Origin of the sequence: Virgibacillus sp. LDC1 (assembly GCF_025792345.1) — a bacterium.
Taxonomy (GTDB): Bacteria; Bacillota; Bacilli; order Paenibacillales; family Paenibacillaceae; genus Paenibacillus_AQ; species Paenibacillus_AQ lautus.
This window is the reverse complement of sequence record NZ_JAOXLZ010000001.1, coordinates 601639-617093: the sequence shown is the minus strand read 5'-3', so window position 1 is coordinate 617093 and position 15455 is coordinate 601639. Positions and strand designations below refer to the sequence as shown.

General features: G+C 49.3%; 18 protein-coding genes. 2 read left to right on the top strand and 16 right to left on the bottom strand.

The features are described from left to right. Positions 1 to 6: 6 nt before the first annotated feature. The 9 genes from spoIIIAC to OHJ21_RS02780 form a co-directional block, all read right to left on the bottom strand. Positions 7 to 210, bottom strand: coding sequence for a stage III sporulation protein AC (gene spoIIIAC / locus OHJ21_RS02820; protein WP_007129715.1), 204 nt, complete (start codon positions 208 to 210; stop codon positions 7 to 9). Between the two features lie 16 nt (positions 211 to 226). Continuing rightward, the gene (gene spoIIIAB, locus OHJ21_RS02815; protein ID WP_100536232.1) at positions 227 to 745 is read right to left on the bottom strand and encodes a stage III sporulation protein SpoIIIAB; all 519 of its coding nucleotides are present in this window, start codon (positions 743 to 745) and stop codon (positions 227 to 229) included. After that, the gene (spoIIIAA, locus tag OHJ21_RS02810; RefSeq protein WP_100536231.1) at positions 738 to 1736 is read right to left on the bottom strand and encodes a stage III sporulation protein AA; all 999 of its coding nucleotides are present in this window, start codon (positions 1734 to 1736) and stop codon (positions 738 to 740) included. The genes spoIIIAB and spoIIIAA overlap by 8 nt, the downstream gene beginning before the upstream one ends. Before the next feature lie 99 nt (positions 1737 to 1835). After that, the gene (locus tag OHJ21_RS02805; RefSeq protein WP_071223843.1) at positions 1836 to 2102 is read right to left on the bottom strand and encodes a YqhV family protein; all 267 of its coding nucleotides are present in this window, start codon (positions 2100 to 2102) and stop codon (positions 1836 to 1838) included. 203 nt (positions 2103 to 2305) lie between these two features. Next, positions 2306 to 3559 carry an aspartate kinase gene (locus OHJ21_RS02800; RefSeq protein WP_100536230.1) on the bottom strand — a complete coding sequence of 418 codons (1254 nt, stop codon included), beginning with the start codon at positions 3557 to 3559 and terminating at the stop codon, positions 2306 to 2308. Between the two features lie 238 nt (positions 3560 to 3797). Then, entirely contained in the window at positions 3798 to 4355 is a 558-nt protein-coding gene (efp, locus tag OHJ21_RS02795) for an elongation factor P (RefSeq protein WP_076320870.1), read from the bottom strand. A gap of 91 nt (positions 4356 to 4446) precedes the next feature. After that, the gene (locus OHJ21_RS02790) at positions 4447 to 5517 is read right to left on the bottom strand and encodes a M24 family metallopeptidase (RefSeq protein ID WP_100536229.1); all 1071 of its coding nucleotides are present in this window, start codon (positions 5515 to 5517) and stop codon (positions 4447 to 4449) included. A 150-nt stretch (positions 5518 to 5667) separates the two neighbouring features. Next, entirely contained in the window at positions 5668 to 6114 is a 447-nt protein-coding gene (gene aroQ, locus OHJ21_RS02785; RefSeq protein WP_098742943.1) for a type II 3-dehydroquinate dehydratase, read from the bottom strand. Positions 6115 to 6191: 77 nt separating this feature from the next. Then, positions 6192 to 6689 carry a YqhR family membrane protein gene (locus OHJ21_RS02780; protein WP_100536228.1) on the bottom strand — a complete coding sequence of 166 codons (498 nt, stop codon included), beginning with the start codon at positions 6687 to 6689 and terminating at the stop codon, positions 6192 to 6194. A gap of 163 nt (positions 6690 to 6852) precedes the next feature. Here OHJ21_RS02780 and OHJ21_RS02775 point away from each other — a divergent pair, with 163 nt between their 5' ends. Both OHJ21_RS02775 and OHJ21_RS02770 read left to right on the top strand, forming a co-directional pair. After that, complete coding sequence (locus OHJ21_RS02775) at positions 6853 to 7845, top strand: DUF1385 domain-containing protein (protein WP_100536227.1); 993 nt, start codon at positions 6853 to 6855, stop codon at positions 7843 to 7845. Positions 7846 to 7851: 6 nt separating this feature from the next. Then, on the top strand, positions 7852 to 8184 hold the full coding sequence (locus OHJ21_RS02770) for a hypothetical protein (protein ID WP_100536226.1): 333 nt from the start codon (positions 7852 to 7854) through the stop codon (positions 8182 to 8184). A gap of 47 nt (positions 8185 to 8231) precedes the next feature. Here OHJ21_RS02770 and OHJ21_RS02765 read toward each other — a convergent pair whose 3' ends face one another. The 7 genes from OHJ21_RS02765 to OHJ21_RS02735 all read right to left on the bottom strand — a co-directional run bounded on the left by OHJ21_RS02765 (position 8232) and on the right by OHJ21_RS02735 (position 15048). Continuing rightward, positions 8232 to 9155 (bottom strand): patatin-like phospholipase family protein, encoded by a 924-nt coding sequence (locus tag OHJ21_RS02765; RefSeq protein ID WP_100536225.1) that lies wholly within the window; start codon positions 9153 to 9155, stop codon positions 8232 to 8234. A gap of 78 nt (positions 9156 to 9233) precedes the next feature. Then, the gene (locus OHJ21_RS02760) at positions 9234 to 10790 is read right to left on the bottom strand and encodes a family 10 glycosylhydrolase (RefSeq protein ID WP_100536224.1); all 1557 of its coding nucleotides are present in this window, start codon (positions 10788 to 10790) and stop codon (positions 9234 to 9236) included. A 116-nt stretch (positions 10791 to 10906) separates the two neighbouring features. Then, complete coding sequence (mntR, locus tag OHJ21_RS02755; protein ID WP_009591262.1) at positions 10907 to 11332, bottom strand: transcriptional regulator MntR; 426 nt, start codon at positions 11330 to 11332, stop codon at positions 10907 to 10909. A 151-nt stretch (positions 11333 to 11483) separates the two neighbouring features. Then, complete coding sequence (locus OHJ21_RS02750) at positions 11484 to 12197, bottom strand: cytochrome c biogenesis CcdA family protein (RefSeq protein WP_100536223.1); 714 nt, start codon at positions 12195 to 12197, stop codon at positions 11484 to 11486. A gap of 17 nt (positions 12198 to 12214) precedes the next feature. After that, a complete protein-coding gene (locus OHJ21_RS02745) occupies positions 12215 to 13021 on the bottom strand; it encodes a metal ABC transporter permease (RefSeq protein ID WP_100536222.1) in 807 nt (268 codons plus the stop codon). 45 nt (positions 13022 to 13066) lie between these two features. Next, positions 13067 to 13816: a metal ABC transporter ATP-binding protein gene (locus OHJ21_RS02740; protein ID WP_100536221.1), complete on the bottom strand. Its 750-nt coding sequence runs from the start codon at positions 13814 to 13816 to the stop codon at positions 13067 to 13069. Positions 13817 to 13917: 101 nt separating this feature from the next. Then, positions 13918 to 15048, bottom strand: coding sequence for a metal ABC transporter solute-binding protein, Zn/Mn family (locus OHJ21_RS02735; RefSeq protein ID WP_100536220.1), 1131 nt, complete (start codon positions 15046 to 15048; stop codon positions 13918 to 13920). Positions 15049 to 15455 lie beyond the last annotated feature (407 nt).

Sequence of the window (15455 nt, the reverse complement as noted above, 5' to 3'; positions counted from 1 at the left end):
GTCCACCTACTGGAATAGAAAAATACTTTTGATTTCCTTGAGCAAATCGTCAAGCAGTCTGACGACCATAAACAGCACAACCACAAACCCGATAAGGGTTACCCAATGTGCCATATCCTCTTTCCCCATCTGTTTCAGGACGGTATGAATCATGGCAATGATGATCCCAATACCGGCAATCTGGAAGATGGCGTTCACTTCAATGTTCATTTCCCTTGGCACCTCGCTAAAAGATCAAAATGACGATCAATGCTCCAATGAGCAGTCCCAGACTTTTGCTCATCTTTTCATATTTGACCTGGTCATCCCTTGCCGCTGCTTCTTCATGCTTGAGCTGTCCTACGGCCAGAGCGATATGTTTGATCTGGTCCTGCCTGTCACTGGTGCCAAGAACGCCGCTTAGCTGCTCCAACACCTCACGCTCGGCATTTTTCATCGATGTTCGTTTCCAGTACTCGCCCAGTGCCTTGCGGATGCTGTCCTGTGCGGATAACCCGTAGTCGGGTCTCATGTAAAGCGCGGCTGAGGCAAATAATGATCTGAGCGGTTCACGAAGGGAATCGCCAATTCGCTCCAGCGCATCGGGTAACGGCGTCAAACCGTAGCTGATCTCCGTTTCCAGCCGTTGAAGCGCGAGAATAAGTTCTCGCAGCTGCCTGGGTCTTGCTGCGAATTGCTGGGCCTGAAAAAATCCGGCTAAAGTTCCAGCTCCCAGCACGAGCACAGCCCCGACCAGTTTAAGCATAGGCATCACCGCCCGGCGGACCGACGGAAGCCGTCTGAAGCGTTCGCTGACCTCCGTCATACAGCTTGTATGATCTGTGGTCGCCCGTTCTGTTAAGAACGGCATACATCTCAAACATCCGGTTCTCCAGAAGACCGGCGAGTGCCGGCCGCCCGCGCATATCTTGTATGGACGAGCCATGTGCCGTTGCAATCACGCTGATTCCCGCATGCAAGGCTTCAATGACGGCTTCCGCATCCTCTGGCCGACCGATCTCGTCCACAATCAACACATCCGGGGACATCGAACGGAGCATCATCATCATCCCTTCAGCTTTCGGACAACCATCCAGCACATCCGTACGCGGACCTACATCGAATCCAGGCACTCCGCGCAAACAACCGGCGATTTCAGAACGTTCGTCGATGATGCCTACCTTCATTCCCGGCCAATGCACGGCCGAATTCCCCCACTTGCCGTAACTGATCTGCCTTGCCAGATCCCTGAGCAGCGTTGTCTTGCCTTGCTGAGGCGGGGATAAGATCAGCGAGTGCATCACCCTTTTCCGTTTCCGGTCGAGTAAGTGCGGGAGGATGTCATCCGCCGCTCCCTGAACTTCCTTGGCAATCCGAACATTAAATCCGCTAATATCCCGAATGTGTTCAACCTTACCACCGCTGAGGATCGTCCGGCCGGTGAGCCCGACCCGATGGCCCCCAGGTATCGTGATAAACCCTTTTCGCAGTTCCTCTTCCATGGTGTAGAGGGAATGGTTACTGATTAGATCCAGCAACCTATGGGTATCTTCACGCGTCGGCTTATACGCTTCATCAGGCCGCAATGTAAGCCCGCCTCGCCGGTCCAGAAAATGATGCTTGCCCGCCGAATTAATCTCCAGCGGACGTTCCTCCCGGATACGTACCTCCTCCACATGATCGAGAAGCTCATTCGACAGGTTCAGCAGCATTCGTTTTACGGTCTCGGGAAACAGGTCTAACCAATTCAATGTCATATCAATTTCCCCCAGGTTGTCCTTTTTGATCATCTTTCTAATAAGAGAACTTCATATCCCATGTGTATGCTTGTACCTGAAAAATATGCAGCGAATCTATCATTTTTTTAGAACGCCGTATAAGAGACAGGAAACGCCGCACAAAATCCAGCCGATCTTCCCCCACGACAATTTATCCGCCATACCCACAAGCCCGATCGTTGTTGTCAGAATCAAGATCAGCGGGCCCATGAAAGCCAGGGCGGAATTCACAGCCAGCGCTTTATCGACTTGATTCAGGCGCAGCATGATGATGGCCGCCACAATCTCGAGACTGCCGGAGAAAAACCGAAGCGTGGCCATACTAGCGACAAACTTGTCCAGCATGCTATATATCCTCCTTCTTCCTTGTTTACATGTGTGATGTTTAAAAATATGCGAGGCACTCTCGTTTTATCTCTATTTTTTTAATTTCATAGAAGCGAACGTTGAATCTTTCGGACAACGCAAAAAATCCCGGTCGATATAGACCGGGATTAACTCTATTTAATATCGATATGATTGCAGAAAATGATTACATACAGGGCAGGTTATCGACGAACCTGCGGCCCGCCAACGGAAGCCTGCTGATCCGTATCCAGTCCGTATGCGGTATGAAGCGCTTGTACCACACCTTCCAGATTGGTTCCTTCAATGACGCAGGATACTTTGATCTCGGACGTGCTGACCATTTTGATGCTGACCCCCTGCCGGGAGATCACATCAAACATTTGTGCCGCCACACCCGGGTGGCTGACCATTCCAGCGCCAACAATCGATACCTTCACAAGATGGTCTTCCGAGGTAACGTCACGATACGGAATTTGGCCGCGGATCTGTTCAATAACCGACAACGCACGCTCCCGGTCGGCCAAGGAAACGGTAAAGGAAAAGTCTGCTTCGCCGTTCTGGACACCGCTCTGTACGATAATATCAACATCAATCGCTTCTTTCGCAAGCTCTCCGAACACTTGGGCCAAAACGCCTGGCGTATCGGAAACGCCCAGAATACTGATTCTCGCCACATTCTTGTCAAATGCAATACCGCTGACAACCACACCTTGCTCCATGCTTGTTTCCTCCTTAACAACCGTACCCTCATTATGATTAAAGCTGGATCTGACGACAAGCTTGACTTGATTATGCTTCGCATACTCAACCGCGCGCGGGTGAAGAACAGCTGCACCCAGATTGGCTAACTCCAGCATCTCGTCATAGGAAATCTCCTTCAACTTCCGCGCGCATTTGACAACCCGCGGATCTGTGGAGTAAATCCCGTCCACATCCGTATATATTTCACATACATCCGCTTGAATGGCAGCCGCAAGAGCAACCGCAGTGGTATCAGATCCCCCGCGTCCAAGCGTCGTAATCTCTCCGTCTTCGGACATTCCCTGGAATCCCGCTACAATGACGACATTCCCTTCGTCAAGCGCTTTATGCACGCGTTCTGGCCTAATATCCGTAATGCGGGCTTTACCATGGACCGCTTCCGTACGGAACCCCGCCTGCCAGCCGGTAAGAGACATTGCCTTGCGTCCGAGACCATGAATGGCCATGGATAGCAGCGACATGGATATCTGCTCTCCCGTGGTCATCAGCATATCCATTTCCCGTGCCGGTGGATTCTCGTTCAGGAGCTTCGCCTGGTCAATTAGATCGTCTGTCGTATCCCCCATAGCAGACACCACGACTACACATTGATGACCTTCATCTTGTTTCTCTACAATTCTTCTGGCAACGCGTTTCATACGTTCTGTATCCCCTACAGAGCTGCCTCCGAATTTCATGACGTACAGTGACAATGCTTCTTTCACTCCCCACTAATATCAGTATGTAACAGCATTCAGGTGGTTTCTCACTTTAAAACAGTATAATACGAAAGTGAGTCATTCCGTCAAGGGCTTCAAGGCAAAAAGAACTCGGGATCATCGCCCCGGCTTTGGCCCATCGCAAAAAAACTCCCGTACATACGTACAGGAGTCTCGTTGTTTAGAAGATATTGGCACCCCATCAATCGTTGAAGGGTCCCGTTAAAGCCTACTATGCACGGGAGATGTATTTACCTTCTCGCGTATCGATCAGAAGCACATCGTCTTCATTAATGAACAGCGGTACTTGTACATTCAGGCCGGTCTCCACTTTCGCACTCTTCGTTGCGCCCGTTGCCGTGTTGCCTTTGATTCCTGGCTCGGTTTCAACAACTTTCAGCTCAACGCTGTTAGGCAGGTTGATCCCAAGGATTTCCCCTTGGTAGCTGATGATATTTACATTCATGTTCTCTCTCAGGAAGTTCAGCTCCCATTCCAACTGCTCGCTGGTCAAGCTGAACTGATCGTAAGTTTCGTTATCCATGAATACATGCTCTTGACCGCTGGCGTAAAGATACTGCACACCACGATTGTCAATGATCGCGCGGCCAATCGTTTCACCTGCACGGAACGTCTTCTCAACAGTGTTGCCATTGCGAAGGTTTTTCAATTTGGAACGTACGAAAGCTGCGCCTTTACCGGGCTTTACGTGCTGAAAATCCAAAACGGTGAATATATCGCCATCTACTTCTACGGTCAAGCCTGTTTTAAAATCGTTAACTGAAATCACTAAGATTCCCTCCTAAGGATGCGGTCTAATTAATATAGTACATCATCTTCCTAAAGCACAAGTTCAAAAAGCTGCCTTGTTGATCAGCCTCTTAAAGCACAGTGTAGTCTTTGGACGAGCTTGTTAGTATATGAATACCCGATTCCGTGATGACGATATCATCTTCAATACGGACACCGCCAAGCCCAGGCAAGTAAATGCCCGGCTCCACCGTTACAACCATACCCGGCTGCAGCACATCATCACTCAGTTTGGACAGTCTCGGAGATTCGTGAACCTCCATACCCAATCCATGCCCCGTGCTGTGACCAAAATATTCCCCGTATCCATAACGGGTAATTATATCACGAGTTAAGGCGTCTGCCTCGCGTCCTGTCATGCCGGGTTTAATATGATCCAGTGCATGAAGCTGCGCCTCGAGCACGATATCATAGATCTCCTTCAGTTTAGGATCAGGACTTCCCAGCGCAACGGTTCTCGTGAGATCGGAGCAGTATCCGTCAAGCAGCGCACCGAAATCAAACGTAACGAATTCGTTCCCTTGAATGACACGCTCGCTGGCAACGCCGTGCGGAAGAGCCGAGCGCTCGCCGGAAGCGACAATCGTGTCAAAGGAGGACGAGGTTGCGCCATGCTTGCGCATGAACATTTCCATCTCCAGGTCGATTTCCCGCTCCGTTTTGCCGGCAGCCAGAATCGTCAGCACCTGGCTGAACGTTTGATCGGCCAAATCGGCAGCCCGCTGCATAATGCTCAATTCTTCCGCATCCTTGAATATACGCAGATCCTCTACAAGACCTGAAACCGGCACCAGGCTCATTGGCGCGAGCTGTTCCGAATAGGTGGAAAATACGCCGTATGTAACGTGGTCCTGTTCAAATCCAAGCGATGTAATTCCCTCGGAAGATAGCAAATCCTTGACCGTCTCCATCACCTTCGGTCCATGCTCAACCACTTGGAAGCCGACGGCTTGCTGCGGTGCTTGAGTCATATAGCGGAAATCCGTCAACAGATAGGCATTATCCCGTGTGATCAGCACATAGCCGGCAGACCCGGTAAAGCCTGTCAAATATCTGCGGTTGATCGGGCTTGCAACCAGCATAGCCGTTAAGCCTTTGGCCTGAAGTTTCTCGCGCAGTTTAACCACTCGTTTGTTACTCATTCTAACCTCTCCTCTCACCCATTTCCCAAGCCGGCACAAGAAAAACATCTTCGACGCATTTCTAAGGGGCCAGTTAAGGTTAGCTGTAATTCTTTTGATAGCAAAAAGCAGCCTTTCGGTTATAAGCTTTCTAATATCTGATCAAAGTAGCTATCCTTCTTGGTCGTTCAGGACTTGCAAAAGGGCCGACAAGCCCAGTGTGTAACTCGCTGCGCCAAAACCCGCGATTTGTCCGACAGCAACAGGTGCGATGACGGAGGTATGACGAAATTCCTCCCTGGCATGAATGTTCGATAGATGAACTTCCACTGTCGGAATTCTGGCAGAACTGATCGCATCACGTACAGCGTAGCTGTAGTGGGTCAATGCTCCCGGGTTAAGTAGTATGCCGTCCGCCTGTCCAATAGCTTCATGAATACGGTCGATGATAGCACCCTCATGATTAGACTGATAGAAGGTAATACCGATACCGGCGAGATCCGCCTGTTTACGCAAATTATCTTCGATCGCCTGCAGGCTGAGTGAACCATAAATGCCCGGTTCACGGAAGCCGAGCAGGTTTAAGTTCGGTCCGTTTATCACCCATATGGATTTCATAGGGCTTCCCACCTTTTCGTCAAATAACCAAAAGCTATTTTACCATAGGCGGCATAGGGTTGAGAAGTTTTTCTTGCCTAGCCCGTCACCTTCTTCGGTTCGCGCAGTTTCTCGTCCGTGAATTCCTGCGCAATCGTATAACCGATAAATAGTCCCCATAATATAAAAATACAAACCTCAGAGATGTTTGTATCCCAAGACAGCTTCTTCACCGGGTCCGTCAGCCGAAGCCATGGATTGAGCGCGACGAACAGCATCGCCCACCATATGATTCCGTAAGCAATCCCGGGCCATGGGCCCTTCAGCTTCCTGAACAAGGCGACGTAAATGAGGGAAACAATGACGGAAAACGCGATGAAGGACAGCCAACCGGCAATTTGGCCGGCTGCCGTCTGGAGGAACTCATGCTTGAAGAATGGCTCCAGCAAAAAGCCCGGCAGCACCTTCGTGAATTTTAGCCAGTAAAATATCCAGAATACGCCCCCCCAGATCAGACCCGCATAATAGCCCAGCTCCAAGGCAAACGAAAATGGATTAGTAATCTGGTTCTGCTGTCGAAATCGATGTTCGTGCATCTCATCATTCTCCTCTCTAAGTCATCGAAGTACTGCTGTTGCTCCGTTCTTCTCTCAAAGTAGTATGCTCCGGTTCCCCTGCGCCTAATCCAACTAGAAATTACTTTCAAAATTCGATACAATAGTTCATAGAACGAATAACATGTCAGGGAGGGTGAACTGGTTGTCCGATAAGTCAACCCCGATCAGCTATGGAGGCCAAGCTGTGATCGAAGGCGTTATGTTCGGCGGAAAGCATGTGAATGTGACGGCCGTGCGGCGTAAAAATAACGAAATCAAGTTTCTCGAGGTGCCTCGCGAAGACAAGACATGGGTTCGGAAGCTGCGAAAGATTCCGCTTCTTCGCGGCATCGTCAGTCTCATAGATTCCACAATCAAAGGTTCCAAACATTTGAATTACTCTGCGGATGCATATGCTGACGATACCCTGGAGCCGGAAGAACGTGAGAAACAGAAGGAGAAAGAAGACTCAGGCTGGAGTTTAAGCATGATCATCGGTGTGGCCGCCGTCAGCGTGCTCTCTTTTGTATTCGGCAAGCTGCTGTTTACACTCGTTCCTGTTTTTGTAGAGGATTTCTTTTTTGGCGATACATTTGATCACTATATTGTGCATAACCTGATTGAAGGCGTAATTAAATTAATACTGCTCCTCGTATATTTATGGGCGATCTCCCAGACACCTGTCATTAAAAGACTGTTCCAGTACCACGGTGCCGAACACAAAGTCATCAGCGCATTTGAAGCTGGCGAAGAGTTGACGGTGAAGAACGTTCAGAAATATACACGACTGCATTATCGCTGCGGCAGCAGCTTCATGATGCTGACCATCGTTCTCGGCGTTGTCGTCTACTCGGTAGTGCCATGGGATACCATGACGCAACGGGTCATTCAAAGAATCGCGCTTCTTCCGGTCGTGCTTGGCGTTTCCTTTGAGTTCCTGAAACTTACCAATGCCATGCGAGACATGCCGGTACTCCGTTTCCTCGGGTATCCCGGTCTGTGGCTGCAGCTTCTAACGACGAAGGAACCTACTGATGATCAAGTTGAAGTATCCATCGCATCCTTTAACAGAATGCGTGAGTTAGATGCTCAATACGAGAATGTTACAGTTCACCAATCTGTGACAGGAAGTGTGCTGGATCCCGCGAAAGGGTGATAATCCATGAGAAGGCATGCGATCATTTTTTGGACGGCGATTACGTTAGCCGCCATAGGGCTACTGGTATTCCTGTTAGACCCTGGATCAAGAATGAATATTGTGATTCCTCTAATTATTGTTGCTGTCGTGTATGTGCTCTACAAGTTCCCGCCCCGCCGCTTTAACAAGCGGCCCAAAGTGAAGCCTTCCAAGCGAACGGCAGCAAAGCTGGCGGCAAAAAACAGCACCGTACGGAAAAGCAGTCCAACTGCAAAACGTAAACAGTACCCGTTTCAAGTCATCGATGGGCAAAAAGGAAAAACCGACCCATCGGATGATGTTCCTAAATATCATTAACAAGAAAACCGTCCAACCGTGCAAACTCATGCCGGCTGGACGGTTTTTTAATGTTCGGATTGCCAGCGGGCGAAAAACATCGTACCCGCCGTTAATCCCGAATTATACAAATTCTCACTTTCTTCCTTCGTCAGATTAAAATGAGTGGTGCCAATGCCCAGCGTCGGAATTTTGATCGTTCGATTGCGATTTTGCTGTTCAATATAACGTTCATCGTGAGCGGAAAGCATCGTCTCAAACATGGCGGTTAACATGCCGAACGGGCCTTCGATCAGATGGGGTAAGTTCGTATTTTTCCCGACCATCTGAAAGCCAAGCACCGGCAGCGGCTTGGGTCCTCCCTTCGACTCACGATCAAATAGCCATAACGGAAAGTTGCTCAGCAGCCCACCATCCACGATGTAAACAAACTGTTCCCCGAACGATTTCCCCTTAGCGGCCCTGCCCAATAAACGAAGAATGACAGGATCGAAAAAATAAGGGATGCTGCAGCTCATGCGTACAGCCTTGGCCACGGGAAATGTTGCAGGGTTTATGCCATATTGGCGAAGGTCATCCGGAAGCACCAGCAGCCTTCCATTCGTAATGTCGGATGCCACAATATATAGCTTGCCTGCCGGGATGTCCGAGAAAGTAAAGATCCCTTTGGCAAGCAGGATTTCCCGAATCCAGTTCTCCAGGGCTTCTCCGGAGTACAGCCCCTTCTTAATCAACACCCGCAAGGCAGGACCGATAAACTTTGTATTAAAGATCGGTGCTCGCTGGAGAAACGAATGAAAAGGCGTCTCCTCGATAATGCGCTTGATCTCGTCTGCTCTGTAGCCTGCTGCCAGCACGGATGCCACGATGGATCCGGAGGACGTTCCGGCAACGCGGCTGAATTCCATGCCGGCATTCTCCGCCGCCTTGACAGCCCCGGCAAGCGAGATTCCTTTGACTCCCCCGCCTTCAAATACCGCATTGATTTGCATATAAAATCCCCCGCCTCACATGGTCTAATGACTATGTATGAGCGCGGGGGATGTTTCATACCTATAGGACGTGCCGATTTATCTATAATATGATTGCAATTGATCTTTAATGCCTAACGGATTGCTTAAAATATTCTCTGCTCTAAAGAAGATGCTGCCTTTAACCTCGGCATAATTCTGATTGTACTTCAGTTGATTGATGATTTCCGCTGCGCTCTGCCAACCGATCTCACTGGTTCCCAGTTTGTAGGGCGCATGACCGATCAGAAGGTCTACGCCGGTTCCTTGTACTTCACTGACCCACCAGTCAACCAGCTTATCATAATCGGCGGCAGGGTTACTCATGCTCCAGTAGATTTGCGGAGCTACGTAATCGATCCAGCCATTCTGAATCCAGGCCCTCACATCGGCATACATGCTGTCATAAGCCGTCACACCCGCTTTTGTATCCGATCCCGTCTTATCCACGGATTGGTTTCGCCATACGCCGAAAGGACTGATTCCGTATTCAACACTAGGTTTCACACGGTGTATGCTCTCTCCGAGCGATTGTACAAATGCATTGATATTTCCACGGCGCCAGTCCGCAAGGTTGGAATACGCACCTTGATTGTATTGGCGGTATGCCGCATCATCGTTGAAGACCGTATTGGATGGGTAAAAGTAATCATCCAGGTGAATACCGTCAATATCGTATCCGTTCACGACCTCCATTATGGTGTCGATGATATGCTGCCGAGCTTCCGGGATCCCTGGATTGATGTACAGCTGCTTACCCGTGTTCACGATCCAATCGGGGTGGCTGAGCGCAACATGGGACGGATCGAGCGATGCTGTCAAAATATCGGTGTTTGCCCGGAAAGGATTGAACCATGCGTGAAACTCCATATTCCGTTTATGCGTTTCCTCTACCATGAAAGCTACCGGATCATACCCCGGATCCGCTCCTTGAATGCCTGTCAGCACCTTTGACCATGGCACTATAGATGAAGGATACAAGGCATCGCCAGCCGGACGTACCTGCACGTACACGGTATTGATGCCAACGTCCTGGAGTGAATCCAGCAAGGCGATGTAAGATGCCTTTTGCTGTTCTGCGCTGGTCTTTGTTTTCGGCCAATCCAGATTAAACACCGTGGATATCCAGGCCCCTCTGACCTCATCCCCCGTCGATACCGGCGGTGGAACGACGTCCGTGCCTGTGGTCAGCGAGATACGCTGTGCCGCTTGGTTCCATTCGACTTGCACGCCCAGATTCTCGCTGATAAACCGCAGCGGAACCATAACCCGGCCGTTCTTAAGTTCAACCGATGCATCCAGAGCTACGGATGAACCGTTCACAAGCGCGGTTTTGCTGCCGGAAGTCAATTGCAGACTCGAACCGTCCATCCCGATCGTTACCGTCTTTGACTTCTGATTCCAAGCGACCGAAGCGCCCAGGCCTTCACTGATAATTCGCGTAGGCACCATGGTTACATGGACCTTGGGCAATATGTAAGGGGATACGTCACTGTTTAAGGTTACACCGTCCAACTGAATACTAATGCGAGCTGCCTTCGCTTGCGCAGTTGGGACCACCGACGGGAGACACAATAGTAACAGGATCAGTACCAACAACCATCTACGAAGCTTCATTTCTATTAATCCTCCGAAAATATGAAATTTGCAGGTAATCTAACTTATTATGATAACACTAGAAATATGACGGTTCAGTTTAAAAAAGCATCTGTCACAAGCGGACAGATGCCACATTACGATTCGTTGACTAATTCATTATGAACGTCACGCAAATCCTGAAGTCGATTCTCATCGCGCTTGAAATACTCCACAAGCGTCTCAATTCTCGTAATGGAATCCCAGCTTAAATGATGCTCGATTCCTTCAACATCCCTGTAAATATTTTCATCCTGTACACCTATCATCTCAAGGAATTCCTCAAGCAAATGATGACGTTCCATGAGCCGTTTGCCCATTTTTTTGCCTTTGCTGGTCAAAACCAAACCACGATATTTTTCATAGATCAAATATTCGTCTTTGTCCAGCTTTTGAATCATCTTCGTGACGGATGAGGGGTGAACCTCCAAGCCTTCGGCAATATCCGAAACGCGCGCATATCCTTTTTCGTCGATCAACTTGTAGATGCGCTCCAAATAATCCTCCATGCTAGGTGTCGGCATCTTATTCCCTCTTTTCTATAATTACATAACCCGTGCAAAAACCTGTTTTACCTGCACTAGTAATGATACATGTTTTTGAGACCGGTTGGCAAGTCCTGGTCCAATCCTATGCCATATTGACCTATGAATTGAACCAGCCTTACCCCTGCCATTAGAATTTAAGCCATTCCGGCGTAATGCCTTGCAGCCAAATCGTAATTTTGTACATTTGATCTGTGAAGAGCAGAAGCCCCATCAGAATCATCAAAACGCCGCCGACCTTCATCAATGTGCTTGAATACTTGAGAATCCAGCGGGTGGAGCCGATGAAAAAGGCCAGGATGAAGAACGGCACCGCAAACCCCAGCGAATAGGAGGTAATCAGCGGGAACCACGTTCCCGGATCGGAAGCTGCCAGTGCGATAATAGCCGTCAAAATCGGTCCTACGCAAGGCGACCAGCCTGCGGCGAAGCCGATGCCAAACAGAAATGTTCCTATGTATCCGGTCGGTTTGGATTTAAAATTGAATTTCCGGTCCTTCATGAGAAACTTAGGCTGGAAAATGCCAATGAGCATAAGTCCCATCACGATGATAAGCAGTGCAGACAGCTGACGAATCAGGTCCTGATATTCCGTGAAGAACTCCCCGAATAGGCCCGCCCCCCAACCGAGGGTATAATAAACGGCAGAAAACCCAAGGATGAACGCGAGTGTGTGCGTCATGGTCCGGAATCGGACCTCCTTGCGGTTCTGTTCGTTCTTCAGGTCATTGACCGACATGCCTGTAATAATAGATAAGTAGGACGGGTACAGCGGTAAACAGCATGGAGATATAAAAGAAGCAAAACCGGCAGCAAACGCGATGCCGATATTAATATCAGCCATTTTATTTCAGAACCCCCTTATGTCGTAAAGCCCTTTTTGCCGACAAGCGTAATGATAAGCAGGCTGATCAGCAGCAGCACGATGGTCGCGCCCGGTGCCAAATTAAATACGCCCGCAAGCATCAGTCCCCCGATAACGGCAATTTCGGAGATGATCACCGATAAGACGATAGAGCTTCGGAAGCTTCTCGCCAGCAATAAACTGATCGCTACCGGAATTACCAGCAATGCGGACACCAGAAGCGCACCCACAATTTTGATGGCGGTGCTTACGACAAGCGCCGTCAGTACCGTAATGATCATGTTCATCATTTTGACAGGCAGGCCGCTCACGCTGGCCGCATCCTCCTCGAAGCTGAGCAGGAAGAACTCCTTGAAGAACATCACCACGACCGCAATCACAACGACGGTTACACCGCCCACCATATAAATATCCGTGGAATCCAGCGTGTAGATGCTGCCGAACAAATAACTCATAACATCCGTATTATAGCCCATTCCCAGGGTGAAAAACAGCGAAGCAAGCGCAACGCCGCCAGACATAATAATGGCGATGGACAGCTCGGCATAACTTTTATATGCCTTTCGCAGCTTCTCAATCGCAAACGAGGCCAGCACCGCAAACACAAGTCCTGCGGCAAGCGGATAGACTTCGATCAGAAACCCGAGCGCCACACCCGCAATCGTGACGTGCGACAACGTATCTCCGATCATGGACAGCCTGCGCAGCACAAGGAATATCCCGATAAGCGGGGCCGTGATACCGATCAGAACCCCTCCGATCAGCGCCCGCTGAAAAAAATCGCTAAACAAAATATCAAGCAATGATAACGTCCCCTTCTCCTGCTTCAAAAAGCTTGTTTCTATAAATTATACGAGCGAATGCTGCAGATCCACTTCCGCGCAGTTTTCGATGTCATGAGAATGTCTTACAAAAAACTGAATTTTTCCGTTCTGCGATACCGGCGATTCTCCCAGGTAGTCTTTGACCATGTCCAAATCATGGGTGACCATCAGAAACGTCATGTGATGATGGGCATGCATATGGGTAATCAATTCAAAGAATCCGGCCTGGGTCTCGGCATCAATGCCGATCGTAGGCTCGTCCAGGATAAGCAGATCCGGACGATTGATGAGCGCCCGAGCTAGAAAAACGCGCTGCTGCTGTCCCCCGGACAGAGCACCGATCCGCTTATCGGCAATATCCTGAATGCGCATCACTTCCAAAGCGTCCTCACATTTCTGGTGGTCCAGGCGGTTCAAACGGCGAAACATTTTCTTCCGATTATATAGTCCGGACATGACAACTTCACGCACAGTGGCCGGGAACAGCGGATTAAATGAATTTTTCTGCGGAACGTATCCGATGCGTTCCCAGTCCTGAAACTTGCGGATCGGCTGACCGAAGAGTTCGATAGACCCTTCCGCGGCAGGCAGCAATCCAACGATCATGCGGAGCAAAGTGGTTTTGCCAGCCCCATTAGACCCGACAATACCTACAAAGTCCCGCTCTTTTATGGTGAAATTGAGATCCTTGATCACCTGTTGCTCGCGGTAATGAAAGGATACATCCTTGATTTGTACAATAGGTTGGTGGCAATCCTGTGCTGCCGGCTCCATAATCAGGCCGCCTTTCTCTTTGTAATCTTTCTATCTATAATATGAAAATAAATAAACATCCATAACACGAAAGAAGAGGGGGATATGCTCCCCCATCTTCCTTATTGTAAAGCCTTCGTTAGATTTTGCAAATTTTTCTCCATCAGTGTGAAATAATTCTCACCGGCGCTCGCCTGCTCTTTAGTCAGTCCCTCCACCGGATTCAACACCAAGGTTTCTACGCCCGCTTCATTCGCCAGCGTTTTGGCAAGTTTATCCGATACGAGCTCTTCAAAGAAAATATACTGGACTTCCTTCTCTTTCACCGTCTTCGTGAGGTTCACCATATCCTGCGCTCTGGGCTCCGCGTCCGGCGAAAGTCCCATAATCGCATGCTGCGTCAAGCCATAATCCCGGCAAAGATAGCCAAACGCCTGGTGGGAAACGACAATGTCTTTTTTCGGCATTTTGGACAACTCGCTTGTGAAATCGTTATCCAGTTTAACCAGCTTCTCTTTCAGGGCTTCAAAGCGCTGTTCGTAGCCGTCCTTATGCTCGGGATCCACCTCGACCAGGCTGTTCTTGATATTCTCTGCCATGACCAGTGCCGATTTCGGGCTTACCCATGTATGCGGATCCGTATGATGTGTGTCGGTGCTAGTCCCAGCGGACTCTTCTTCGTGTTCATGGCCCGCATGGTCTTCTTCCGTGCCTTCCTCGTGGCTATGGTCGTGCTCTGCTTCGGTGCCATCCTCGTGGCTGTGATCGTGCTCTGCTTCGGTGCCTTCCTCATGGCTGTGATCGTGCTCTTCTTCATGAGCTGCTGCCCCGTGTCCATGACCATCGTCTCCCACGGCATCAATCAGCTGGATGCCGTGACTGACTTCAATCGGCTTGACTTGCGTGTCTTTATCAAGTCCCTTCAAAAATCCGGGTACCCAGCCTTCCAGCCCGGCACCGTTATAAAGAAACAGCTGGGCCTTGGAAGTATTCACGATATCCTGACTGCGTGGTGTCCAATCATGCGGCTCCACGCCCGTTGGCAGAAGATTTACGACATTGGCGTCATCCCCGCCAATTTCCTTCGTAAATTCATATATTGGATAGAAGGTCGTAATGACGTTTACCTTGCCTTCTACAATGCTGCCGCCGGATTTACTTCCGCACCCCGACAGGATGAGTACCGCCAACAATATAGAGGTTACACTCCAGGTCCAACCGTTAAGTTTGTTCTCTCTCTTTCTCTTGTTCATGTTCATCTCCCCATATCCGCTCCGTTCAATTAATCGTAATCTTTACTAACAAGATTATAAGAGCAGGTAAACCCAATTGTCAACCAAATCGTAAAAATTACTATTAATTTTCAATAGAGATGTTATATCCCCCGTATTAAAGTGCGTGTTCAAAAAGGTCGATTTTCAGCACCGAAGCTTATGCTTCCGATGTGCGTTTTTTCAAAACGCTCAGTTGGATGAAGCTAGGGACGTCAGGAGCGGAGCGTTCGTTTGGGTACTTGAGCACCGGAAGGCCCGGCTGAATTCAAGATTCGATGCCGAACTACTTCCTGATTCGCTTCGTGTTAGATATAGAATTTATGAGTTATCAGTGGAACTGATGAAATTCGATATCGCAAGAAAACCTACCTATCCATCGCGGTCGC